The 23,316-nt window shown below is 73.0% G+C and carries 16 protein-coding genes; 12 read left to right on the top strand and 4 right to left on the bottom strand.

From position 1 onward, the window contains the following. Positions 1–70: 70 nt before the first annotated feature. The 5 genes from AGRA3207_RS10140 to AGRA3207_RS10120 are packed head-to-tail and all read left to right on the top strand — an operon-like array spanning position 71 to position 8,213. On the top strand, positions 71–808 hold the full coding sequence (locus AGRA3207_RS10140) for a Crp/Fnr family transcriptional regulator (protein ID WP_231334323.1): 738 nt from the start codon (positions 71–73) through the stop codon (positions 806–808). 55 nt (positions 809–863) lie between these two features. Then, positions 864–1,514 carry a hypothetical protein gene (locus tag AGRA3207_RS10135; RefSeq protein WP_231334322.1) on the top strand — a complete coding sequence of 217 codons (651 nt, stop codon included), beginning with the start codon at positions 864–866 and terminating at the stop codon, positions 1,512–1,514. A 24-nt stretch (positions 1,515–1,538) separates the two neighbouring features. Further along, complete coding sequence (locus tag AGRA3207_RS10130; protein ID WP_231334321.1) at positions 1,539–4,742, top strand: hypothetical protein; 3,204 nt, start codon at positions 1,539–1,541, stop codon at positions 4,740–4,742. 16 nt (positions 4,743–4,758) lie between these two features. Then, entirely contained in the window at positions 4,759–7,305 is a 2,547-nt protein-coding gene (locus AGRA3207_RS10125; protein WP_231334320.1) for a CHAT domain-containing protein, read from the top strand. Continuing rightward, the gene (locus AGRA3207_RS10120) at positions 7,305–8,213 is read left to right on the top strand and encodes a toll/interleukin-1 receptor domain-containing protein (RefSeq protein WP_231334319.1); all 909 of its coding nucleotides are present in this window, start codon (positions 7,305–7,307) and stop codon (positions 8,211–8,213) included. The genes AGRA3207_RS10125 and AGRA3207_RS10120 overlap by 1 nt, the downstream gene beginning before the upstream one ends. 16 nt (positions 8,214–8,229) lie before the next feature. On the opposite strand, the gene AGRA3207_RS10115 is transcribed toward AGRA3207_RS10120, so the two are convergent. Together AGRA3207_RS10115 and AGRA3207_RS10110 are read right to left on the bottom strand one after the other, a co-directional pair. Beyond that, positions 8,230–9,120 carry a DUF72 domain-containing protein gene (locus AGRA3207_RS10115; protein ID WP_231334318.1) on the bottom strand — a complete coding sequence of 297 codons (891 nt, stop codon included), beginning with the start codon at positions 9,118–9,120 and terminating at the stop codon, positions 8,230–8,232. A gap of 45 nt (positions 9,121–9,165) precedes the next feature. Continuing rightward, entirely contained in the window at positions 9,166–10,908 is a 1,743-nt protein-coding gene (locus AGRA3207_RS10110; protein WP_231334317.1) for an alpha/beta hydrolase, read from the bottom strand. Between the two features lie 174 nt (positions 10,909–11,082). On the opposite strand from AGRA3207_RS10110, the gene AGRA3207_RS10105 reads away from it, so the two are divergent. From AGRA3207_RS10105 to AGRA3207_RS10090, 4 genes are all read left to right on the top strand, one after another. Then, positions 11,083–12,252 (top strand): sensor histidine kinase, encoded by a 1,170-nt coding sequence (locus tag AGRA3207_RS10105; RefSeq protein WP_231334316.1) that lies wholly within the window; start codon positions 11,083–11,085, stop codon positions 12,250–12,252. Beyond that, positions 12,249–12,956, top strand: coding sequence for a response regulator (locus AGRA3207_RS10100; protein WP_231334315.1), 708 nt, complete (start codon positions 12,249–12,251; stop codon positions 12,954–12,956). The genes AGRA3207_RS10105 and AGRA3207_RS10100 overlap by 4 nt, the downstream gene beginning before the upstream one ends. Positions 12,957–13,036: 80 nt before the next feature. Further along, positions 13,037–14,230 carry a DUF418 domain-containing protein gene (locus AGRA3207_RS10095; protein ID WP_231334314.1) on the top strand — a complete coding sequence of 398 codons (1,194 nt, stop codon included), beginning with the start codon at positions 13,037–13,039 and terminating at the stop codon, positions 14,228–14,230. Positions 14,231–14,326: 96 nt separating this feature from the next. After that, positions 14,327–17,371 (top strand): glycosyl hydrolase, encoded by a 3,045-nt coding sequence (locus AGRA3207_RS10090; protein WP_231334313.1) that lies wholly within the window; start codon positions 14,327–14,329, stop codon positions 17,369–17,371. 59 nt (positions 17,372–17,430) lie between these two features. On the opposite strand, the gene AGRA3207_RS10085 is transcribed toward AGRA3207_RS10090, so the two are convergent. Together AGRA3207_RS10085 and AGRA3207_RS10080 are read right to left on the bottom strand one after the other, a co-directional pair. After that, the gene (locus tag AGRA3207_RS10085; RefSeq protein ID WP_231334312.1) at positions 17,431–18,042 is read right to left on the bottom strand and encodes a TMEM175 family protein; all 612 of its coding nucleotides are present in this window, start codon (positions 18,040–18,042) and stop codon (positions 17,431–17,433) included. Between the two features lie 53 nt (positions 18,043–18,095). After that, positions 18,096–18,914, bottom strand: coding sequence for an IclR family transcriptional regulator domain-containing protein (locus AGRA3207_RS10080; RefSeq protein WP_231334311.1), 819 nt, complete (start codon positions 18,912–18,914; stop codon positions 18,096–18,098). A 639-nt stretch (positions 18,915–19,553) separates the two neighbouring features. Between AGRA3207_RS10080 and AGRA3207_RS10075 the strand changes: the two genes are divergently transcribed. The 3 genes from AGRA3207_RS10075 to AGRA3207_RS10065 are packed head-to-tail and all read left to right on the top strand — an operon-like array spanning position 19,554 to position 23,304. Beyond that, on the top strand, positions 19,554–20,690 hold the full coding sequence (locus AGRA3207_RS10075) for a sugar ABC transporter substrate-binding protein (RefSeq protein WP_231334310.1): 1,137 nt from the start codon (positions 19,554–19,556) through the stop codon (positions 20,688–20,690). After that, positions 20,687–22,267, top strand: a complete 1,581-nt coding sequence (locus tag AGRA3207_RS10070; RefSeq protein ID WP_231334309.1) for a sugar ABC transporter ATP-binding protein — start codon at positions 20,687–20,689, stop codon at positions 22,265–22,267. Before AGRA3207_RS10075 ends, AGRA3207_RS10070 begins: the two co-directional genes overlap by 4 nt. Next, positions 22,264–23,304: an ABC transporter permease gene (locus AGRA3207_RS10065; RefSeq protein WP_231334308.1), complete on the top strand. Its 1,041-nt coding sequence runs from the start codon at positions 22,264–22,266 to the stop codon at positions 23,302–23,304. The genes AGRA3207_RS10070 and AGRA3207_RS10065 overlap by 4 nt, the downstream gene beginning before the upstream one ends. The last annotated feature ends 12 nt before the right edge of the window (positions 23,305–23,316 follow it).

Genomic DNA, 23,316 nt, shown 5'->3' with positions numbered 1-23,316 from the left:
ATTCGGCCTGTGACGGCTCGTCTCCGGCGTTAAGCTGGCGATCACCCGAACCCTCACCGAAAAGCCGATCATGGCGAACCACAATGACGCTCCCCGCCCGGTCGGAGGATGGCCGCGGCGCAGTTTCCTCGGGACGCTGGACGCCCCCGACCGGGCACGGCTTCTGAAACTGGGCACCTCCCGGCAGATCGCCGCCGGGGAGACGCTCATCATGGAAGGCACCACCGAGCCGCGCGAGGTCTTCGTCCTGCTCCAGGGCTGCGCGAAGGTCACCAGCGCCACCGACGGCGGAGACACCGTGCTGCTGTCCATCCGCGCCGACGGGGACCTGGTCGGCGAGCTCGCGGTCCTGGACGACTGCCCCCGGCTGGCCAGGGTGACCACGATCGGGCCCTGCGTCGTCCGGCGGATCGGCCAGCCGGAGTTCCTGGAGTTCCTCGCCGCGTCCCCCGGCGCGTTCCTCGCCGTGAGCCGCATCGTCTCCGCCAGGCTGCGCAACGCCACCTGGCACCGGGTCGAGTACGGCGGCTCCTCGGTGCCGGTCAGGATCGCCCGCATGCTGATGATGCTCGCCCGCGAGCACGGGAGGCCCGCGGCCGAGGGCACCCTCATCACGCTGCCGCTGACGCACCCCGACATGGCCGGGCTGGTGGGCGCGAAGGAACCGACCGTGCAGAAGGCGCTGGCGTCGCTCAAGCACAGGAAGGTCATCGACAAGGGCTACCGCGAGATCGTCATCCGCGACTGGCCCGCGCTGCACACGGCCGCGGGGATCACCGAGATCCCGCCGGAGTACGGGATTGACTGACGCCGTACCCCCGATAGTGAGTGGGTCCTGACCGGCGCGGCGCGGAGAGGCCCAGATGCACGACTCGGACCCCGTACGGAGACTCTGCGCGGCGGTCGCCGTCCACCGGCGCCCACCCGCCCCCGAGGCGGGCGCCCGCGACCCGCTGTACCGGCGGATGCTGGCGGCGGTGAAGAGCGCCTGCGCGAAGGCCGGCCTGGAGCGTGCCTTCCTCCAGGAGCGCCGCCCGTCGCCCGACGAGCGGCGCCCCGAGACCGGTGCCGTCCTCCTCCTGGTGCCCTCCGGCATGAACGAGGCGCGGGTCATCACCGACCTCGTGCACGGGCTGGACGACGCCCTTGCCGAGGACACGCCCGGCGCCGCCGGGCCGCTGCGCCTGGTGATCGCGTTCGACCAGGGGATCACCTGGCTGACCGAGCGCGGCTTCGAGGGGCGCGTCCTGACGGAGGTGTACCGGCTGTGCACCGGCGACACGACCTGCGCCGCCCTGCGCGGCGGCCCCGACCAGGGCGTCGGGGTCGTCATCTCCGCCGCCCTGCTGGACGACCTGACCCCGCCCCCGCCGGGCCCGGGCCCGGGCCGCGTGGCACGGAACGACCTGGCCCCGGCGGGGTTCGATCCGCTGCCGGCCGAGATCGCCGAGCGGCGGATCGCGGCGTGGTCGCATCCGCCCGGCCGGCGCCTCCGGCTCCCGGGACAGAACTGATCGCGACCTGGAGGCCACGTCGACATGGTGCCGGGACCCCACCGGAATCTGCCCCCATCGCTGCTGTCCCAGCGGATCCGGACGCTCGCCGTGCTGCTCGGACCGGCGCTGGCGCTCGTCCTGATCTTCGTGCTGGCGTCGCGCGGGGGCGGCCCGTGGCCGAGGTCGTCCCTCCCCGGGGCATTCAAGAAGCCGGGGAAAGCGGCGTCGGCCATACCCGACGGCCCGTTCGGCGTCTCCTACGGCGGAGCGGCCGCGCGCCTCGCCGACCTGCCGAAGGGGGAGGACCAGGAGCAGATCCGGGACTGGCTCCGCACGGCGCTGGCCGCCCACCTGAGGCTGGACACCGCGCACTACCGTCCGGCCGCCCTCGACACCGCCCCTGTGCGCGACGAGGGGCTGGCCGACATGACCGCGCAGCCGACCGGGCCGGGCCGCGCCCTGTTCGACGAGCGTGACGGCCGCCTGCACCTGCTGCTCCCGGCCGGCGACCGGTACGAGCCGCGCACGATCGCGCTCCTGCTCGACCAGCACCGCACGGACCACGGCTCCGACCCGCGGTCCGTGCAGATCCACCACTACACCGACGACGCGCGCACACAGACGATCAAAGTCGGGGCGGACGCGGCGCGGCCCCCGGAGCAGGTCCGCGCCGCGAACGGCTACGTCACGATGCGCGTCGACCGGCCCGGCGGGCTGCGCGACTTCCTGAGCCGCACGCGGCACCTGTCCCGGCTGGAGCGCAAGGGCCAGGAGATCTGGGCGGGCGGCTGGAAATGGCGGGCCGGGTCCGCGCCGCCGCTCACGATGGCGGACGTCACCGCGATCCAGCGGGGATATCTCAAGGAGACCGGCAGGCTTCCCGCGTTCTCGCTCGACCCGCCGAAGTCCGCCGCCGGCCTCCAGGCCCTCGAACAGGGAGGGCTGTACCACCAGGCCCGCTACGAGGGCGGGCTGCGGGGCACCGAAGTCGGGATGACCCTCTTCTACACCGATCTCGTGGCGAAGCTCTGGGTGAACGGAATCGGGTCGGGCGTTCCCGACAAGGCGGTGCAGGGCTTCGTGCCCGACCCCGCCGCGGTCGTCCCCCTCGGGCACTGCCCGGCGGCGGGGACGTCCCCGGCCGAACACGGGCGGCTCTGGTTCGGGCAGAACCAGGCGGGGTTCCTGTTCGAGGACGACCACGTGGAGATCGGGGCGCGGGCGACCCGCCTGTTCATGCGGACGTCCGCCGCCGACGGCCGCGAGACCGATTCGAGCTACGGGTTCGGGCGCGGCCTGCGGTGGTGGGACGCCCATTTCCAGGAGGTCGCCGACTACGAGCCCCAGTACTCGCGCCTCGAAGAGATCATGCGGTGGAGCGCCGCCGCGGAATGGCTCGGCGCCGAGCCCGGCGGCCCGCACCTGCCTCAGCTCGGCGACCATGACGTCCGGGACGACCAGCGGTTCAGGACCTGGCACGCACGGCATTCCGAGCTGCGTGAGCGAAGCGGGTTCACGTTCGTCGGGCCGCCGTCGTCGCGGCGGGAGACCCTGAGCACCAAGGGTTCCAAGCCGTACGAGTACTGCGGTCACCATGTCGTCAGCGGAGGCGTCTCGCTCGCCGACACGGTCTCCAACATGAAGGGCGGGACGTGGCGCTCCGAGGCCGTGCCCGTCGGCGATCGCCGTGGCGGGCTCTACGAGCCCTCGTCCCAGCTGGACGCCGGGACCGGCAAAGGGCGGATCACCCAGGTGTGGGTGGGCGAGAACGGCCGGGTCGTCGACAGGCTCGAACGCCGGTTCTCGACCACCGGCAGCGGGGCCTCGGTCGTCGAGACCATCGGCAAGAAGCGGCGCAGCGAGTCGTTCGGCAGGCTGAAGGTCCTGCGCGGCAAGGGCACGCAGCGCAGCCTCCGGATCGAGCGCGGCGCCAAGGACGGTTTCATCTCCGAGAGCATCGCCGTCGAGGGCCGCGACTGGGGACGGCTCGAAGCGGACGCGGGCGGGGGATGGGTGCTGCTGCGCTGGGTCAAGGGGCCGCTCGACCGCGTCCGGCGGGCGCTTCAGTCGGCCCAGGACGGCTCGGAGCCCGCGCCCGAGACCGTCCTCTACAGCTACAACGGCTCCTACAAGGTCGGCGGGAAGGACGCGCCCTGGCTGGAGATCGTCAAGGACGGCACGGCCCCCGGCGGCGACATGGCGTTCCGCCTGGGCCGTCCGCGTCCGGGCGGCTCGCCCGAGTTCCTCGTGGGCCGGTTCACCCCGCCCCCGGGGCGGGGCCCGTCGGCTCCGCGCGGCCCTCCTCCGGGGACCTGGCTCGAATTCCGCCCGGAGCGGCCGGGCGGCCCGGTCGTGGCCTTCCCCGTCCACCCCTCACGCGACGCGCAGACGATGCGGGTGGAGACCACCGACGGCAGGGCGACCCGGATCCATGTGAACGGGAAGCGGGCCCAGGCACGCCTCGACGACCCGATCGTGGGCTTCGGCGGCCCGGAGGCGGGCGCGGCGCTCCTCCGGGACTTCCCCAGGGTCGCCGAGGCGCGGAACGAGGCCGTGCAGGCACGTGACGGGATGCTCCGCGGCGTCCGGCTCGGCGACGACGGCGTGGCGCTCGTCGGCGCCGACAAGACGATCATCGCCGGACCCGGCGAGCCCTTCGGCCGCCGCGTGCTCCAAGCGCTCGGCCTGGACCTCGGACGGTCCCGGCCGCTGATCGCGATCGAGTCGGGGCATCCCGTCCACCACGGCCGCGGCGAGGTCGTCCCCGGCGCGCGGCGGGGGACCATGGACCTGTCCGACCTCGCCTCGCTCGGCGACAACGTGCTGGTGAGCGACCGGATGCGCTCCCTGGTGCTCCACGACGGCGCGATCATCCCCAACTGGATGGACCGGAACGTCAAGGTCACCGTGCGGGAGGGGACGGTGGCGATCGACCCCGCCACCGAGAGCACGATCATCCTCGCCGACAGCTACCGGCAGGGACCCGGCGGGCAGCGGACCGGCTCGGACCAGTCGCGGACGTGGCTGCGCGCCACCGGCCCGGGCGTCCGCGCCGCGTCGGTGAACCCGGGTCCGCGCAGGCCGCCCGGCTGGAGGCCCGGCCCGGGACCTCAGACCACGAGCCCGTCCCCGTCCCCGGTGCCCACGGGACCCGGGCAGGGCGGGCCGGGCGCCGGCCTCGTCCTGGTGCCGGTCGTGCTCGCCTGCCTCGACGAGGACACCCCGGACCCCGCGTGCGCGTCCTGACCACTGGAGAGAGACGATGCAGATCTTCTCGGACGACCCCGCCGCGGAACACGTCACCAAGGCCGGGGAGTGCTACGAGGCCGGGGACGTGGACGGTTGCGACGCCGCCTACGGCCGCGCCGTCCGCGCCGCGGAACGGGCGGGCCTGCGCGAGGAACTGCAGGAAGATCATCTGAGTGTCCTCATGAAACTCAGGAAGCGCGAGCTCGCGCTGAGGCGCTGTGAGGAGTACCTCGGCGAGCACCCGCCAGGTCCCACGGGACTGCGGGTGCTGCACGCCGAGATCCTCACCTCCCTGGGCGACCACGGACGCGCCGACGCCGAGGCCCTCGCCGTCTCCCAGCACGAAGGCGAACTGGACGCGGAGGAGGTCGCGCGCCTGCATCGCGTCCGCGGGCTCGCGCTCGCGAACGACGGGTCCAGCGAGGCGGCGATGCGGCATCTCTCCGCCGCCAAGGAGCGGTTCGGGGACCTGGGGACCTCCGACCTCCTGCTCCAGATGTCGGAGGAGATCGAAGTGCTGCTCAAACGTGAGGGGCATATGGCCGCGACGATCGGCGGGGTGCCCGAGACCGTCCCGGACCATCTCCTCCGGGCCGAGGAGCTCAGGCACCAGGCCCGCTACGAAGAGGCGTTCTGGACGCTCGTCCGCGCCCTCCGGCTGCCCGACCTCGAACCCGCCCTGTACTGGCCGGTCATGCGGGAGATGACGACCCTCGCGTGGGCGCTGCGCCTGCCCGGCCTGGTCGAGCGGCTCGGCCCGTTCCTGTGGGAGGCCGCCGGCCTGGCGCCCGAGCCGCAGGCCGCACAGGCCGAGGCGGTCTCGCTCCGGCGGCCCGGCGCGCCTAAGACCGGCCCGGTCTCGCGGCGCTTCGACGCGGGCGTGGCCCACGTCCGCCGCCTGCTCGACGATGCGCGGCAGGCGGACGCCGAGGAGAGCCTGAAGGAACTGCGGGACAGGGCCGCCTCACCACGCGACCTCGCCCTGTGGCATCTGGCCGCCGCCGAGGCCGAGCTGATCCGGAGCCGGCACGTGCGCGGCGACGCCGCGCCGTCCCGCGAATGTGCGGGCCACGCCGCCCTCTCCGCGACGTACGCGTGGACGGACTCCCTCCTTGAGGTGCGGATCGCCGCGCTGCGGATCCTCGGCCACGCGCTCGCCGGAATGGGCCTTCCCGACTCCGACGACCGCGCCGTGGACTGCTGGGGGCAGGCGCACCGGCTCGAAGAGGAGATCGCGATCCGCCAGCCCGGCGACCCGATCAGGATCCATATGCTGCGCGCGATGCCCGACGAGCACGACGAACGCGTCCGCTCCGCGCTCGAACGGACGCAGCGGCTGGAGACACCCACCGCCGCCGGCATCGCGGTCGCCCTGGAGGCCGCGCGCGGAGCGCTGATCCTGCCCCGGATCCTGCCCGGCGGCCCCCGCGCCCGCGACCTGCCCCGTCCGAGCGACTGGGCGGGCGCCCGGGACTGGGTGGGCCGGATGGCCGCCGCCCTGCCGCGCGACCAGGCGGTCTGGCTGATCCACGCGACGCCGGACAGGGTGCACCACGTCGTCATCTGCCGGGAACTGCTGCACCACACCTACGTCCAGTCGAGCCGTCAGGAGCTGTACCAGGCCATCGGGTCCCTCGCGCGCTGCTGGGAGAGCCCCGTGACGCTGGAGGCGAGCGCCGCGTCGGGCGAGTTCGCCAGGCGCCTGAAGGGGATCGCCCTGCGGCTCGGCGTCGGCGCGGTGACCGGCCGCCTTCCCGCGCAGGTGCGGCGCCTCGCCGTCGTCGCCGGGAACGAGCTGTCGGACGTCCCGCTCGCCGCGCTGCCGCTGCCGGACAGTGAGCCGCTGGGCCTGCGCTACGCGCTGTCGGACCTGCCGTGCCTGTCGGCGCTGGCGCCGCTGCGCGAACGGTCGGACACCCGGCGCGGCGATGACGCCCTCCTGGTCCGGCCGGACGACGACGGCCTGGCACCCTCGCGCGCACGCGTCCTCGACACGCTTCCCGGGGCGGCCGCCACACCCGACGGCCTGCGGGAAGGGCTCGCGGCGCGGCGCCACCAGATCGTCCGCATCGACGGCCACGGGGTCTACGGGCACGACGACGCGAGGTTCTCGGTCATCAAGCTGTGGCCCCCGGGCATGCCGGGCCATCTGCGTGCCGAGGACCTCGAAGGGATGGACCTGCACGGCTGCGGGACGCTGGTGCTCGGCGCCTGCGAGTCGGGGATGGCCCAGCGGCTCGGCCGCGACGAGCGGCGCGGCTTCGTGCGCGCCGCGTTCAACGCCGGGGCCGCCTCGGTGGTCGCGGCCCGGTGGATCGCCCCGGACCTCCCGGCCGCGGAGCTGCTCGACAGGTTTCAGGGGCACCTGCGCCGCCTGCCGCGCGATCTGGCCCTGCGCGCGGCGATGCGCGACGTCCACGCCGGGGACGTCGCCGTGCCGTTCCCGCGGGACCCGTCCCGCTGGGCGTGCTGGAGTCTTTACGGGGACTCCGGGCTCCAGACGAAGGCCGGGCCGCTACGGCGGTGGATGCGCCGATGGATCGTTCAGAAGGGACACTGATGGCACTGCCGCTCAGCATCCGGTTCGACCTCCCGCAGGTCTTCCTGTGCTACGCCGACGCGAACCGGCTCACGGCCGACGACCTGCACCGCGACCTGGACGCCCACGGTGTCCGCATGTTCAGCCCGCAGCGCGACACCCTGCCCGGCGACCAGATCGTGCAGGCGGTCGAGGAGCACATCGGGGAGTCCGACTACTTCGTCCTCCTGTGGTCGCACGCCTGCGTCGGCCAGTCCTGGGTCCGTGACCAGTGGCAGGCCAAACTGCACGACAGCGGCGGCTTCCTCCTGGTGTTCCGGCTGGACGCCACCCGGGTCCCGTCGCTGCTCGCGGCGCGCCGGCAGTTCAACGCGTTCGACGGCTGGAGCACGGCCGTGAAGGAACTCGCCGCATCCTGGGAGACCGACCGTGCCCACGGCCTCCCCGTCCTGCCTGCCCCCGGACCCCACAGCCGCCCGGACGGGCCCACGGTCACCCTCTACATACGCAACCGCGCGCTGGGCGTCTCCCACGTGCTGGCCGTGCCCGCAGCCGCCACAGGGGCGCGGCTGCGGGCACAGGTCCGCACCGAACTGGCCCTGAAGGACGAGGTCAGCGACTTCGGCGGCAGGCTCGGCTTCCGCTTCTCCTACGACCTGCTCAAGGACGAGCGGCCCCTCCCCGATCTCCCCCTGGGCCGGTTGGGCGTCGGCGACAACGCCACCCTCGACCTGGAGATCACGGCGCGGTCGTTCACCCCGGACGGCGAGCACACCCCCGTCGCCTTCCGCCGCGACCCGGGCGCCGGACCCGCCCTCGACCCCGTCGGCCGCGGCTCGGACGCCGTCCATCCGGGCATGAGCCCCGACACCCGCCGTTCCCTGCTGACGGAGGCGTTCGGCCACCTGATGCCCCGGAGGAACCGCTGAGGGACGGACCACGCGCTCAGCCCTCCACCGGCTCGCCGCCCTTCAGCAGGGTCGCCATCCGCGCCGCGTTGCGCTGGGAATGGTCGGCGCAGCAGTTGTTGAAGACGACGTGGGTCGCCGCCGTGTCGACGGCCAGTTCCTGAATGCGGCGCGCCCACGCCCTGAGTTCGTCCTCGTCGTAGAGATAGGCGTACTTGTCGTAGACGTTGCGGCTGTCCCAGCGCGGGCTGTGTCCGTGGAACCGGACGACCGCCAGATCGGACGTCGCCGCCAGCACCGGCGGCACCGACGAGGAATGCCCTTGGGGCATGTCCACACCCACGTACGGCACGTCCAGCCGGGTCAGGAACTCCAGTGTCGCGTCACGGTTCTCCTCGTCCAGCCAGCTGTGGTGCCGGAACTCCACACAGATCCGCACCGGCGCGCACCGCTCTTTCACCTCCGCGATGTAGGCCCTGTTCCGCTGCCCGAACGGGAACCAGCGCGGGAACTGGAACAGCACCGCCCCGAGCTTGCGCGCCTCGTACAACGGCCACAGCGCGCTCAGGAACCGCTCCCACACCTCCTCGGCGACCGGCTCCGGAACGTCCTTGAGATAGACCGACTGCTTGGCGGGGACCTGTCCCCGCAGGTCCTTGTAGAGCGCCTGGACACGCGTCGGATGCTGCGTGAGCAATGAGAACGCCTTGATGTTGAACACGAAGTCCTCGGGCGTGCGGTCACGCCACAGACGGGCCGTCTGCTCCGCGAGGGGCGCGTAGTACGTCGCGTCGACCTCGACCAGCGGGAACTGTGTGGCGTAGAACCGCAACCGGTCCTCGGCGGTCTTGGCCGCCGGCGGATACCACCCCGATTCCAGCAGCGTCTTGTCGGTCCAGGAAGCCGTGCCCACCAGAATCTCAGCCACGCCGAGAAGCTTAGGAAGGTGTCCGGCCTTTTTCTGAAGTACCGGTCAGTCGTGCGCTTTGATCCAGGTGAGGACTTTGTCACGGAGGCCGGGGACCTGGAAGAGGGCGCCGCCGTGATAACCGCCGGTCGTCGTCTCGGTGGTGCAGGCGACACGGGCTTTGGTGAGGGCCGCGCAGAGCTGCGCGGAGTGCGCGGCCGGAACGAAGTCCTGCTTGGAGTGAATGAGGAACATCGGGGCGTCGCCTGCTCCGGCGTGCTGCCTGGCGGCGGCGTCCGTCCACTGGTTCGTGCAAGAAGGACTGCCAGGCTCGGGAGAGCAGCGGGTGAGGAGGGTCGCGTTGTCGCGGAGTTTGACCTGGGCGGCGGTGGCGCCCTGCGTCTGGCCGGTGGTGTAACCGAGAGCGGGGTCGGCGACGGGGGAGAGGGCGACGACGCCGCGGAGGAGCTTCGACCCCTGGCCGTGCGTCCCCGCCATGACGGCGAGGTGCCCGCCCGCAGACGAGCCGAGCATCACGACCCGGTTTGGATCGGCGGAGAAGGCGGCGGCGTTCTGCCGGATCCAGGCGACGGCGGAGGCCACGTCGTCGCGCTGGGCGGGCCAGGGGGCGTCGGTGTTCAGCCGGTAGTTGATGGAGAAGACGGCGTAGCCCTGCCCGGCGAACCAGCGGGCCGTCGCGGCCCATTCCTGCTTGTCTCCCTCGTACCAGTGCCCGCCGTGGACGACGACGAGCGCCGGCCGCCGCTCCGAGCCGGTTCGGTAGTACGCGTCCAGCTTCTGACGGGGATGGTCGCCGTAGGCGTGGGCCGTCTCGGCCGCCGCGGCCGCGGGACGGGGGAACACGCGCGCCGCCGGAGGGTCACCGGCCGCCATCGTCTTCTGCCGGGCGGGCGGTGGCGGGTCCGCCGCCTGCTTCGCGGCAGGCGCGGGCCCGGACGTCCGCGCCTTGATCCACGCCAGGGTCTTCGGTCTGGTGACATCGGTGAGCAGCTCTCCGCCGCTCCGCGAGCCCGCGACGATCTCGGTGGTCGCGGCCACGCCCTTGGCCCTGAGGGCGCCGGCGAGGTCGTCGGCGTGCCCGGCGGTGACGTGGGAATCGTGCTCGCCGGTCAGCAGGTACACGGGCGCGTCGTCGGCGGAGACGCGGGCCTTGGCGACGGTGTCGGCCCAGCGGCTCCAGCACGCCTCGTCCGCCTGCGCCGGATGGCAGCGGGAGAGGATCACCGCGTTGTCCCTGATCTTGCGCCGCAGGGCGGACGAGGTGCCGTAGGGCGCGCCGCTCCAGGACCGGTAGGGCGAGGCGATGGCGGACAGGCCGATCACGCCGCGGACGGTGGAGCCGCCCGCCCCAAAGGTCCCGGCGGCCGCCGCCAGATGCCCGCCGGCCTGCGAGCCCATGATGACGAGCTTCCCCGGATCCAGGTCGAACCGGGCCGCCTCCGCCTTGATCCACGCGATCGCGGCGAGCACGTCGTCCCGCGGCCCCGGCCAGGCGACGTCGGTGTTGAACCGGTGGTCGATGGAGAACACGGCGAGCCCCTGACCCGCGTACCAACGTGCCGTGTCCGCCCAGCCGCCCCCTCTGCCGCCGCCGTTCCAGGACCCGCCGTGCACCAGGATCAGCCCCGCCCGCGGAACCGCGGACTTTTGCCAGTAGGCGTCGAGCACCTGCCGCTGATGCCCCCCGTAGGAGAACGTGCCCTCCCGGACCTCCACGGCGCGGGCGCCCACGGCCCCCGACACCAGCACGAGGACCGCGAGGAGAAGTGAGGTGGCCAGGCGCTTCATCGAGGCTCCTCGGGCAGTGAGATCCGCACACGCTGGAACGCCAGAAGATACCGGTCGTGCAGCACGTCGCCGTCGATTTCCAGCAACACGCCATCGTCGCCAGACCGCCAGAGACCTCGGCGGGACCTCACCGCGCGAAGGCACGCTGTCGGCGGATCGCAATAGCCTGTGCCGATGGGGGATTACCGGTTCCCACGTGGCCGTAAGGCGGACGCGGCCGTCGCCGCTGTGGCGTTCGCGGTGGACATGGCCGATCTGCTCATCCGCGCGGTCGATGACGTGCCTCCGTACCGGATCGCCGGGGCGGCGGCCGCGCTGACCGTCGCGGCCGCGGCGCTGGTGGCGCGGCGGGACAGGCCCGTGGTGACGCTCGTCGTCGTGGTGGTGGCCGACGTCCTGCTGGGGCTGCTCGCGGGACCGCAGAGCGGGCTGGTCGGCACGGTGTCCCTCGTCGCGCTCTACACCGCCGGCCGGTATCTGCCGCTCGCCCTGGGCTGGACGGCCGGCGGCGGCGCCGTCCTGCTGCTGACCGTGCCGGTCGCCGTCCGGGCGGACTTCGGGGAACTGGGGCCGGACGTCCTCGGCAACTTCCTCGTGATCGTCGTGGGTCAGCTGGTCGGGGCGCGGGAGGAGCTCGCGCGGCGCCAGCGTGCCCAGGCGGTGGACGCGGCGGTGCACACCGAGCGGCGCCGGATCGCCCGTGAGCTGCACGACGTCGTGGCGCACCACATCAGCGTCATGAACGCGCTGGTCGGCGCGGCCCGCACGACGATGACGCGCGCGCCGGAGATGTCCCGGGAGGCGCTGGAGGCGGCGGAGCGGACCGCCCGGGAGGCGATGTTCGAGATGCGGCAGATGCTGGCGGTGCTCCGGGCCGAGGACGTCGGCATCACCGAGACCGGCGAGCCGGCGACGGCAGGCGGCGTGACCGCGCTGGTGCGGCGTGCCGGGGAGACCGGCGTCCCGGCCGGCCTGGAGGTGGACGGCGATCCGCTGCCGCTGCCGTCGGCGGTCGACCGCGCGATCTACCGCGTGGCGCAGGAGGCGCTGACCAACGTCCGCAAGCACGCGGACGGAGCTCCCACGACGGTCCGCCTGCGCTACGCGCCGGACGCGGTGACCCTGGAGATCGTCAACGACGGGCCGCCGCGGGGGCTGCCCGCCGCGGGGCCGGGCCCGCCTGACGGGGGATACGGCCTGGTGGGAATGGCCGAACGGGTGGCCCTCTGCGGCGGGACGATCGAGGCCGCGCCCCGTCCGGAGGGCGGGTTCCGCGTGGCGGCGCACATCCCGCTGCCGGTGCCGGTGAGACGCGGCCCCGGCGCGCCGGGCCCCGGCCCATGATCCGCGTCCTGATCGCGGACGACCAGGCCCTGATCCGGGTGGCGTTCCGGATGATCGTGGGCGCGCAGCCGGACATGGAGGTCGCCGGTGAGGCCGCCGACGGCGTCGCCGCGGTCGCGCTGGCCGAGCGGCTGCGGCCGGACGTGGTGCTCATGGACGTGCGGATGCCCGGGCTGGACGGCATCGAGGCGACCCTGCGGATCGTCGGCGCCCAGCCGCGCGTGCGGGTGCTCGCGCTGAGCACCTTCGACCTGGACGAGCACGTCGTGGCGGCGCTGCGGGCCGGTGCGTCCGGTTTCCTGCCGCTGGACGTGTCGCCGGAGGAGCTCACCGAGGCGATCCGGATCGTCCATCGCGGGGACTCGGCCGTGGCGCCGCGCTTGCTCACCTACCTGATCGGCACGTTCATCCAGACGTCGCGGCCCCGGCAGGCCGTCGTGCCGCCCAGCCTCGCCGGCCTGAGCGCGCGCGAGCTGGACATCCTCGTGCTCATCGCCCGGGGGATGTCCAACGCGGGCATCGCCGGGACGCTGGCCATCGCCGAGTCCACCGTCAAGAACCACGTGACGAGCCTGTTCGGCAAGCTGAGGATCAGGGACCGCGCGCAGGCGGTCATCGCGGCGTACGAGGCGGGCCTGGTCACGCCGGGCGCGGGCGGCCCCGGCGGGACGTCACCGGCCCCCGCCGCTGCACCGGAGGAGTAGGAGCCAGGTCCCAGGGCGGTGCGCGGAGGTCGTCGGACGGGGCGAGGAAACGCGGGGAAAAGGCGGTTAGCGTTTTTTCCGTGAACGCAGCGATAACGACGCCGGACCCGCCCGTCACCGTTTCACCGCACCGCATCGCCGGGCTGGACGCCCTGCGCGGTTTCGCGCTGTTCGGCATTCTGATCACCAACGTCATCGTCGTCTCGACATTGCTGACGCTGGTGGGGGTGGGAGAGGACGCCCTGCTCTTCGACGGGACCGCCGACCGGGCCGTGCTGACGGTGGTGGACGTCCTTTTCCTCGGCAAATTCTTTCTGCTCTTCTCCTTTCTGTTCGGGTATTCGTTCACGCTTCAGCTCGAAGCGGCGGACCGCGCGGGGGTCGCGGCCGTGCCGCGTTTGCTGCGCCGATGCGGAGTGCTGTTCGCGATCGGCCTCGTCCACTGCCTGTTCCTGTGGTTCGGCGACATCCTCACCCTGTACGCGATGCTCTGCCTGATCCTCATCCTGCTGCGGAAGGTGCGGCCGCTGACGGCCGCGCTCCTCGGCGGCGGCCTGCTCGTCGCGACGTCCGCGCTCGGCCTGCTCCCGGACGACGGCAGCGACTCCGACCTGGAGTTCCTCGACTTCTCCTGGGCCCACGAGGCGTACACCGGCGGGCCGCTGGACACCCTCTCGGCGCAGCTCACCTTGGCGCCCCACTTCATGGGCGTCATCTGGGCGGGACAGGGCCCGCAGGCGCTCGGCATGTTCCTCCTCGGCCTGGCCGCGGGCAAGAAACGGCTGCTGGACGGCGGGCCGGGCTTCTCGGCGTGGCTCGTCCGGGCGCAGTGGACCGGGCTGCTGGCGGGCGGCCCGGTGGTGGTCTGGGTGATCGCCGCGGCCTCGGACGGCGGTGACCTGCCCGCCGCCGGCGAGGCGCTCCAGAGCCTCACCAACCCGCTGATCACCTTCGCCTACGCCGCCACCGTCCTGCGGCTCGCCGGGCGCGGCGAGCGGTCGCGGCTGGTCGCCGTGCTGGCCCCGGCGGGACGGATGGCGGCGACGAACTACATCGTCCAGTCGCTGGTGTTCGCCCTCGTCTACACCGGCTACGGCCTCGCCCTCGTCGACCGCGTGCCGCCCCTCGGCGTCATCGCCATCGCGGTCGTGACCTACGTCCTCCAGCTCGCCGCGAGCGCGTGGTGGCTGAAGCGGCATCCCTACGGCCCCGTCGAGTGGGTCATGCGCGCCGTCACGAACGCGAAGATCCCGGCCTGGCGCACGCGGACCTGACCGGCGGGCTCACGAGACGCGCCGAGAGGACGTCGCTCTTCTCCCGCTGATGACCCGATCCCCGCCGTACGGCCTGAAAAAGTTAGGAGACGGGAGATGACCACCGACCAGACCGGGCCCGGCCTGGATCGACGCACCCTCCTCGGCGGCGTCGGGGCGCTCGGCGCCACCCTGGTGCTGCCGCACGGTGACGCGTACGTCCACACCGGCGGCGAGGTTTCCGATGGCGGTCGGCTGGCGCGGGCGTTCCGGAATCCCGGACCGCGGCTGCGGCCGCGTTTCACCTGGTGGTGGCCCGGCCCGGTGGTGGACGACGCCGAACTGCGCGCCGAGGTCGCGGAGATGGTGGCGGCCGGGTTCGGCGGCGCGCAGCTCTTCGAGGCGCCCGGCCTCGTCGACCCGTCGGGGCCCCGGCCTCCCGAGCGGCTCCGGTGGGGCACCCCGCATTGGGCCCGCAGGGTGGAGGCGGCGCTGCGCGCGGCGCGGGACCACGACTTCCGCATCGACTTCCAGGTGAGTTCGGGCTGGCCGTGGAGTAGCCCCGCCGTGTCCGGCGAGCACGCGGCCCTCGCGCAGCAGCAGCTCGTCTTCGGGCACCGGGAGGTGACCGGGCCGTCCACGTTCGGCGGTGTCCCGCCGCTGCCCGGGGGCGTGGACCGGCGGGACGCGCGGCTGGTCGCCGCCGTCGCGGCCCGGCTCCGGTCGAAGGCGGTCCTGGACCCCGGGCACGTCACCGACCTGACGCCGACGCTGGACGCGCAGGGCCACCTCCGCTGGGCGGTGCCCGGCGGGCGGTGGGTCGTGTTCGGGTTCTGGCAGGCGCCCACCGGCCAGCGGGCGAACGACAGCACCGGCCCGGAGGATCCGCTGGTGCTGGACCAGCTCGACGCGGACGCCACCAGGGCGGCGGCCGCCGACCTCGACCGGCGTCTCCTCGACCGCCTGGGCCCGCTCGCCGCCGAGGTCGCCGACCGCTTCCACGAGGACTCGCTGGAGTTCGGGTTCACCGGCCTGCTGTGGACCGGCCGTTTCCTGGAGGAGTTCCGCGCCCGCCGGGGCTACGACCTGACCGTCCACCTCCCGGCGCTGGCGGTGATCGGCTGGCACTCCGACGACCTGGAGTCCGCCAGGCAGGTCTACGACTTCTCCGGAGACGCCGGGCGGCGCATCAGGCACGACTACAACACGACGCTGACGGAGCTGTGGGTGGACAACCATGTGCGTCCCGCGCGCGCGTGGGCACGCGGCCACGGCCTCGACTTCCAGGGCCGTGCGCACATGCTGAGCATGGACGTCGTCGCCGCCAACAAGGCGTACGCCGCCCCGGACGCCGACCCGTTCGACGGCCCGATCGGCTTCACCCGGACGATCACGTCGGGCGGACGCCTGGCCGGGAACACGATCGCCTCGCTGGAGGTCGGGGACATCACCTACGGCGACTACATGATCACCTTGGAGGCGCTGAAGTTCATGGCCGACAAGGGCTTCGCCGGTGGCGTGAACGAGCAGGTCCTCCACGGGTTCCCGTACAAGTTCGCGGAGGGCGCGGGCTGGCCGTCGTGGTGGCCCTGGTCGTCCGAGCACCACCTCGGCGGACGGGACTACGGGTTCGGCGAGGGCTTCACCCCGGCGCTCCCGCTCTGGCGGCACCTCCGGCCGCTCGCCGACTACCTCGCCAGGGCCCAGACGGTGCTCAGGGCGGGACACCCGATCACCGATATCGCCATCTACCGTGACATCCACGGATACGGACGGGTGGACGATCCGCACACGGACGAACGCGGCGATCCGCTCCTGAACGCCGCGCTCGCCGCGTCCGGGTACAGCTTCGACATCGTCGACCCGGGCACCCTCGCCCAGGAGGAGACGGTGGTGCGGGACGGCCGCCTGGTGGTCGGCGCGCCGGGCTACAGCGCGCTCGTCGTCGAGCTGGACGCGTCCAAGAACCAGGGGGTGCTGGACGGCTCCGACGCGATGCCCGCGGCCGTGGCGCGGCGGCTGGTGTCGTTCGCGCGTGACGGCCTGCCGATCGTGTTCGTCGGCCGCTTCCCCGGCCGCGGCGTCGGCTACCGCGACCCCGGCGCGGAGGACGCGGCGGTGCGCGGGGCCGTGGCGGAGCTCCGGCGCTCGCCGCGTGTCCGGCTTGTGCGCGAGGAGGCCGCGGTCCCCGCGGAGCTCGAACGGCTCGGCGTCCGGCCCGACATGGCGTTCGACCGTCCGCAGCAGGTGTACGGCGTGCACCGGCGCACCGGCACCGGCGACTACTGGTTCCTGTGCAACACCTCGGGCGGCCTCGACGAGACCATCCGCCTCGCCGGCGGCGCGACCGCCCGCTTCACGGCCTCCTTCGCGATCACGGACCGGGCCCCCGACCTCTGGGACCTCTGGACCGGCGAGATCCGCGAGATGGGGCTGTTCCGCGCGGACGGCGGACGGGTCGCCGTGCCGGTCGAGCTGGCCCCCGGTGAGAGCGTCGTGATCGGCTTCGAACGCCCGACCGGGCCGCACGTCGAGTCCACCACCGCCGAGTCGGTCGTCGTCCGCGGCGGCGGTCTGCGCCTGCGCTCCACCAGACCGGGTCCCGCGTCCGCCCGGCTGGCCGACGGGCGGACGGCCACGGTCGACTTCGGGAGCCTCCCGCGCCCGCTGGAGCCGTCGGGCTGGACGCTGCGCGTGGACGGCGCCGTCCCGTCCGGGGAGGACCGCCACACCCTCCGGCTCGAACGGCTGGCGGACTGGCGGACCATCCCGCGGCTGCGCGAGACGTCCGGGACGGGCACCTACCGGACGACGGTCGTCCTCGGCGACGGGTGGACCGGGGAGGGCAGGGGCGCCTACCTCGAACTCGGCCGGGTCGAGGGCGGCGTCCAGGTCCGGATCGGCGGGCGGCGCGTCCACCCGGCCAGCGTCGCCCCGCCCCGGATCGACGTCGGGCCCTTCCTGCGCCCCGGCCGGAACGTGATCGAGGTCGAGGTCACCACCACGCTCAAGAACCGGCTGACCGCGCTCGCCGAACGGGGAGTGCCCGGCTACTCCCGCTTCCTGAAACGTCCCGTCAAGACGCAGCCCTACGGCCTGCTCGGGCCGGTACGGCTCGTCCCCTACGCCGACAAACCGTGCGAGCCGGAAAGGCGCCGGTAAAGTGCCGAAAATCGTCCGAAACGCAATCGTCCCGTCCCTTCGGGCGCCTGGATCATGGCTCAGTCGCGCGAATAATGGCGGAGCCAGAGTTTCTCGATGCGTGAGGAAAGGAAGAGCAGGAGAAGCGTCCAGTAGCCCAGTCCCGGAATGATCAGGACGAGGAGCAGGGCGGTGGCGAGAAGCGCGGTCACGGTGAGGGAACCGGCGACCTGCTCGGGGGTCACCGGACGGCTCTCCGAGGCCACCTCCGGGTCGGTCCGCGCGATCAGCGTCAGCGCGAGCTGGAAGCCGGTCGCGACCAGGATCGTGCCGATGTAGAAGAGGGGGGTGAAGCGCTCACCGCTGTAGACGCCGGCCATCTCGGTCGGGAACGGCAGCACGATGATGGTCAGCAGCCAGCCGAGGTTGCACACGATCAGCGGCGTGGAATAGGCCCGCACGTGCTGGAAGAGACGATGGTGCGCCATCCACAGCCGCATGATGACCGCGAAGCTCAGCAGGAAGCTCCAGATCTCGGGCTGGTGCTCGGTGATCACCTCGATGGCGCTCTGGCCCGCCTCGGACGCCTGGGGCACCACGTCCACGAGGGGCAGGACGAGCAGGGTGACGGCGATCGCGACGACGGCGTCGGTGAAAAGGACGAGCCGGTCGGGTTCCCGGGGAATGGCCACCGCATCAATCTAGCGACGGACCGGGCCGGTCATGTGGTTCGCGGGGGAACGGGTCAGCGCGATGTCGAGCGCGTCGAGACCAGTTCTTGGGGCGTATTGCGCATCAGGGTGTAATTGCGGCCTATTTCGCTCGCCGCAAGCAGGACGAGGGGGAGGAATTCCTCTGTCATCTGGTCCCCGGTCACCTCGGCGGCGATGGCGCTCAGGTTCACCGCGGCGATCACCTCGCCGTCACCGTCCCGGATGGGCGCGGCGATGGAGCACACCCCCGGGGACATCTCCTGGTCGGTGGCCGCCCATCCCCGCGACCGGATCTCGCGCAGGTCGTCCTCCAGCCGTTCGATCGGCTGCTCCCGGAACGCCGGGACCCGGGACGCGGACGGTGTCGCGAGGGCGCCGGCCAGGTCGTCCGGCGTCAAGGAGGACAGGAGCATCTTCCCGAGCGCGGTGCTCCGCGCGGGGAACCGCGTGCCGACGTCGATGGTCGTGGCGACGACCTTGGGGACGGCGGCGCGCGCGACGTAGATGATGTCCGAGCCGTCGAGCTGCGCGACCGAGGCCGCCTGGTTCGTCGCGACGACCAGCTGCCGCAGATGCGGCTGGGCGATCTCCCAGAGGCCGGCCGAAAGCGTGTAGGCCACGCCGAGTTCGAGGACGCGTGCGGTGAGCAGGAACCCGGCCGGCGTCGAACGCACGTATCCGAGCTGCTCCAGGGTCAGCAGGATCCGGCGCGCGGTGGCGCGGGCCAGCCCCGTCTCGCCCGCGACCTCCGTCAGCGGCATCGCGCGCTGGTGGGAGCCGAACGCCTTGATGACGTCGAGGCCGCGGGCCAGCGCCTCCACGAAGTCGGGACCGGTCTTCTCTCGCGCCATGAAACCTCTCCTGCACGTCAGTACACACCGATGCCAACCGTATAGCGCACGACTGTACGACGGAAGCTTTCGGCCTCTGGGCTGCACATAAGCCGCTCCTCACCCTTGACACTGGTGACGCAAGCCACCTAGTTTCGACCGCACTGCGCACAACTCGCCGCTGTGCGAACGAGAGTGGGGATCAGCGATGGGGAGCATCGACGCGGGCGTCACCGTCACCGTCACCGGCGAGCGAGTTCCGCGGGTCCGGCGCGGCCCCTCGCCGCATCGGCCCGCGTCGTCACGGCGTCCTGCCCGCCGGTGGGCGGGAACGCGTCCGGATATCGCGTTGAAAGGCCCTGGCCCGACGGCCCGGGCGGAAAGCAGTCCACCTCCGAATCCAGTCCCCTCTGCCGCCGGCATCCGCCGAGGCGTCGTCTCCGGTGCCGATGACCGCCGCCGGGTCCGTCCCTCCCGCGGCGGCGGGACCGTCCTTCCCTAGGCGCCTCGACGCGGTTCCCCGCGTCCCCGAGGGGCCACTCCGATCTCGTCCACCCCTGCTCCGGCATGCCCGGAGTCCCGCCTGCGCCGGCCGTCCGGCCGGCAGGCCGGCACGACACGGCCCCGCGCACGGCGCGGGCCAGACCTAGGAGTACGACCATGGCGGGCTCACACCGCGTGAAAGCGATCGCCGCGATCGGTGTCCTCACACTCGCGCTCGGCGCCTGCGGATCGAGCGGATCGTCGTCCGGCGCCGCGCCGACGACCACGAGCGCGGACCTTGAGGCGCTGACCGGGACCGGCACCTACGGGCGGCCCCCGGCGAAGGCACCGAAGGCGGCGCCCGGGAAGAAGGTCTGGATCGTCTCCTGCGGCCAGAGCGCCATCGGCTGCCAGACGGGAGCGGAGGCCGCGAAGAAGGCGGCCGAGGCGGTCGGGTGGACCGCCCAGATCTGCGACGGCAAGCTCAACGCGGGCGGGGCGTTCGCCGGTTGCGTCCGCCAGGGCACCGCGGCGAGGTTCGACGCGATCATCACCGAGGCGATCGACTGCGTGGCCGTCAAGGAGCCGCTGAGCGAGGCGAAGGCGGCCAAGATCACCACGATCAACTTCTGGGGTTTCGACTGCGACACGGGCGCGAGCGGCACCGGCGAGCGGATGTTCACCCGGTCGGTCGTCCCCTCCGAGAAGTATCCGACGAACGAGGCGTACCAGGAGGCGATCGGCGCCGCCCGCGCCGAGTGGATCAAGGTGCGCTCCGGCGGGAAGGCCACCGTCGTCGAGCTGGACTTCGTCGGGACGAACATCGGGGCCGCCCTGCACAAGGGGTTCCAGCGGGCCATGAAGGGCTGCGCGGACTGCACCGTCAAGACCGTCGAGGTGACGCACCAGACGTTCGGCAACGCCCGGCAGATCATCGAGTCCGCGCTGCTGAAGAACCCGCAGGCGAACTGGGTCGCGGTGCCGCTGGACTCCCTGGTGCTCGCCGGCGCCGGCCAGGCCGTCGCCGGGTCGCCGCGCCGGGCGGACCTGAAGCTGGTCGGCGGTGAGGGGCTGCCGCCGAACCTCAACCTGATCCGCCAGGACCAGGGGCAGAGCGCGGCGATCGGGCAGCCGATCGACTGGTACGGATGGGCCTCGATCGACACCCTCATCCGGGCCTTCGCCGGGGAGGACCCCGCACCGGCCGGCATGGGCTTCCAGATCGTCGACGCCGAGAAGAACCTGCCGGGCACGGGCGCGTACCAGGCGCCGGTCGACTTCCGGTCGGCGTACCGGCGGGCGTGGGGACTGTGACGACCCCGCGGCCGGACGACCCGGCGCCGGTCACCGGGCACCCGCCCTCGCTGGTGGTGACGGACGTGAACAAGTCGTACGGGCCGGCGTCGGTGCTGCGGGGCGTGTCCTTCAGCCTCACCCGGGGGCACGTCCACGCGCTCGCGGGCGGCAACGGCTCGGGGAAGTCGACCCTGATCAAGGTCCTCGCCGGGATCGAGCGCGCCGACGGCGGCGTGCTCGGACGTCCCGGCCGTCCCGAGGCCGAGCTGTCCGGGTTCACACCGGCCCGCGCCTGGGACGCCGGGCTCCGGTTCGTGCACCAGGACCTGGGACTCCTGCCCGACATGACCGTCGCCGAGAACGTCGCCTTCACCCGCGGCTTCCCGAGGAGCGGCGGCGGGCGGATCGCGTGGCGGAGACTGCACGAGACGACGGCGGACCTGCTCGGCCGGTTCGAGGTCGACGTCGATCCGGGGGCGCTGGTCCGCAGCCTGCGCCCGGCGGACCGCGCGATGGTCGCGATAGCCCGCGCCCTTGCCGATGACAGCCCCGACCAGGTCCTGGTCCTGGACGAGCCGACCGCCAGCCTTCCGCACCACGAGGTCGACATCCTCCTCGGAGGGCTTTCCAGGCGGGCGCGGCAGGGACAGACCATCCTCTACGTCAGCCACAGGCTCGACGAGGTGCTGTCGCTGGCCGACTCGGTCACCGTCCTCCGCGACGGGGTCGTCGCCGCCACCCGCGGCACGCGGGGGCTGGAGCAGATCCACCTCGCCGAGCTCATGGCCGGCCGTTCCCTCGGCAGGCTCTACGGCGACGGCCGCCGCCCGGACCCGGCCGAGGCCCGGACGTCCCCGAGCCCGCCTCCCGTGCTCCAAGCGCGGGGGCTGACGGCGGGCCGGATCAGCGGCGTCGACCTCGACGTCCGGGCTGGTGAGATCGTCGGCCTCGCCGGGCTGCTCGGGTCCGGCCGGTCGACGCTGCTCAGGACGATCTTCGGTGCCGTCCGCCCGACGTCCGGGACGCTGACGCTCGGCGGTGAGGTGATGACGTCGCCCTCGGTCAAGGCGGCCATGCGCCGCGGCGTCGCCCTCGTGCCCGAGGACCGTCTCGCGGACGCCCTCTTCCACGAGACGTCCGTCGCGCAGAACATGACCATCGCCACGCTGTCGCGCTACATGCGCTGGCTGCGGCTGTCCCGTTCGCGCGAGCGCGCCACGGCGGCCGGGGTCATCGGCGACCTGCGGATCAAGGCAGCGGGCCCGGACCAGGCGGTGATCCGCCTGTCGGGCGGCAACCAGCAGAAGGTCGTCGTCGCGCGCTGGCTCCAGCGCGCCCCCCGCGTCCTGCTCCTCGACGAGCCGACCCAGGGTGTCGACGTGATGACCCGCGCCGACATCTACGAGCGCGTGCGCGCGGTCGCCGCGTCCGGCACGTCGGTGATCGTCGCCTCGTCCGACGTCGAGGAGCTGGCCCACCTCTGCGACCGGGTGGTCGTCCTCCGGGCCGGGCGCGTGACCGCGGAGCTCTCCCGGGAGGAGATCTCCGTCCCCGAGATCGTCAAGTACTCGTACGCGGACAAGGAGGCGTCATGAGCGGGACCCGCCTGCGCGAATCGGAGCGGGAGACGGCGGCGGACGGGCCGCCCGCCGCGCGGACCGGGCGTTTCGGCGCGCTGGGGGAGCGGTACGGGCTCGTCCTCCTGCTCGCCGCGGTCATCGTGTTCTTCAGCGTCCTGCCCGCGAGCTCGGCGGCGTTCACCAGCACCGCGAACGTCCAGTCGGTGCTCGCGAGCATCGCCGTGGTCTCGGTGCTCGCCGTCGCGGCGGTCTTCCCCCTCGCGTGCGGGCAGTTCGACTTCTCGATCGCGGCCACGTCGCTGGTGTCGTCGATCGTCTGCGCGGCGACGATGTCGGACCACCACGCGCCCCTGGCCGTCGCGGTCCTGTGCGGCGTGGGCGCGGGCGTGCTGATCGGCCTGGTCAACGCCGTGCTCGTCGCCCTCCTGCGGCTCAACGCCTTCATCATCACGATCGGGACGGCCACGCTCCTGCCCGGCCTGGTGCAGTGGTACACGCACGGCGTCGACCTGGTCCGGGACGTCTCGCAGCCGCTGCGGGACTTCGGGTCGCTCACGTGGCTCGGCCTTCCCCGCGTGATCTGGCTGGTGGCCGTCCTGACCGCCGTGTGCTGGTTCGTCCTCGCGCACACCGCGTTCGGACGGCGGCTCTACGCGGTCGGGAGCAACGCGTCCGCCGCCCGGCTGGTCGGCATCCCCGTCACCGCTCTGACGTTCTGCGCGCTCACCCTCTCGGGTGGCCTCGCCGGCGTCGCCGGTGTGATCCTCACCGCCCGGAACGGCGGCGGCCTCGTCAACAGCGGCGTCGACCTGCTGTTCCCGGCGCTCGCGGCCGTCTTCCTGGGGGCCACGGCAATCGAGCCGGGCCGCTACAACGTCCTCGGGGCGGTCGTCGGCACCCTGTTCGTCGCCGTCTCGGTGAGCGGGCTGACCCTCGCCGGAGCCGCCGAGTGGGTCCCCGCCGTGTTCAACGGCGCGGCGCTGATCGTCGCGGTCGCGGTCTCGACGCTGCTGGCGCGCCGGCGCGGCGGCCCCCTCGCAGGCGCCGGCTGAGCGGGGACACGC

Origin of the sequence: Actinomadura graeca (genome assembly GCF_019175365.1) — a bacterium.
GTDB classification, from domain to species: Bacteria; Actinomycetota; Actinomycetes; order Streptosporangiales; family Streptosporangiaceae; genus Spirillospora; species Spirillospora graeca.
This window is presented reverse-complemented; position numbering and strand designations above follow the sequence as displayed.

Coding starts and splice junctions, on each gene's coding strand:
- AGRA3207_RS10080 (WP_231334311.1), bottom strand. CDS start 18,914: ATGGCGCGAGAGAAGACCGGTCCCGACTTCGTGGAGGCGCTGGCCCGC.
- AGRA3207_RS10110 (WP_231334317.1), bottom strand. CDS start 10,908: ATGAAGCGCCTGGCCACCTCACTTCTCCTCGCGGTCCTCGTGCTGGTG.
- AGRA3207_RS10120 (WP_231334319.1), top strand. CDS start 7,305: ATGGCACTGCCGCTCAGCATCCGGTTCGACCTCCCGCAGGTCTTCCTG.
- AGRA3207_RS10140 (WP_231334323.1), top strand. CDS start 71: ATGGCGAACCACAATGACGCTCCCCGCCCGGTCGGAGGATGGCCGCGG.
- AGRA3207_RS10135 (WP_231334322.1), top strand. CDS start 864: ATGCACGACTCGGACCCCGTACGGAGACTCTGCGCGGCGGTCGCCGTC.
- AGRA3207_RS10130 (WP_231334321.1), top strand. CDS start 1,539: ATGGTGCCGGGACCCCACCGGAATCTGCCCCCATCGCTGCTGTCCCAG.
- AGRA3207_RS10075 (WP_231334310.1), top strand. CDS start 19,554: ATGGCGGGCTCACACCGCGTGAAAGCGATCGCCGCGATCGGTGTCCTC.
- AGRA3207_RS10105 (WP_231334316.1), top strand. CDS start 11,083: ATGGGGGATTACCGGTTCCCACGTGGCCGTAAGGCGGACGCGGCCGTC.
- AGRA3207_RS10125 (WP_231334320.1), top strand. CDS start 4,759: ATGCAGATCTTCTCGGACGACCCCGCCGCGGAACACGTCACCAAGGCC.
- AGRA3207_RS10065 (WP_231334308.1), top strand. CDS start 22,264: ATGAGCGGGACCCGCCTGCGCGAATCGGAGCGGGAGACGGCGGCGGAC.
- AGRA3207_RS10090 (WP_231334313.1), top strand. CDS start 14,327: ATGACCACCGACCAGACCGGGCCCGGCCTGGATCGACGCACCCTCCTC.
- AGRA3207_RS10100 (WP_231334315.1), top strand. CDS start 12,249: ATGATCCGCGTCCTGATCGCGGACGACCAGGCCCTGATCCGGGTGGCG.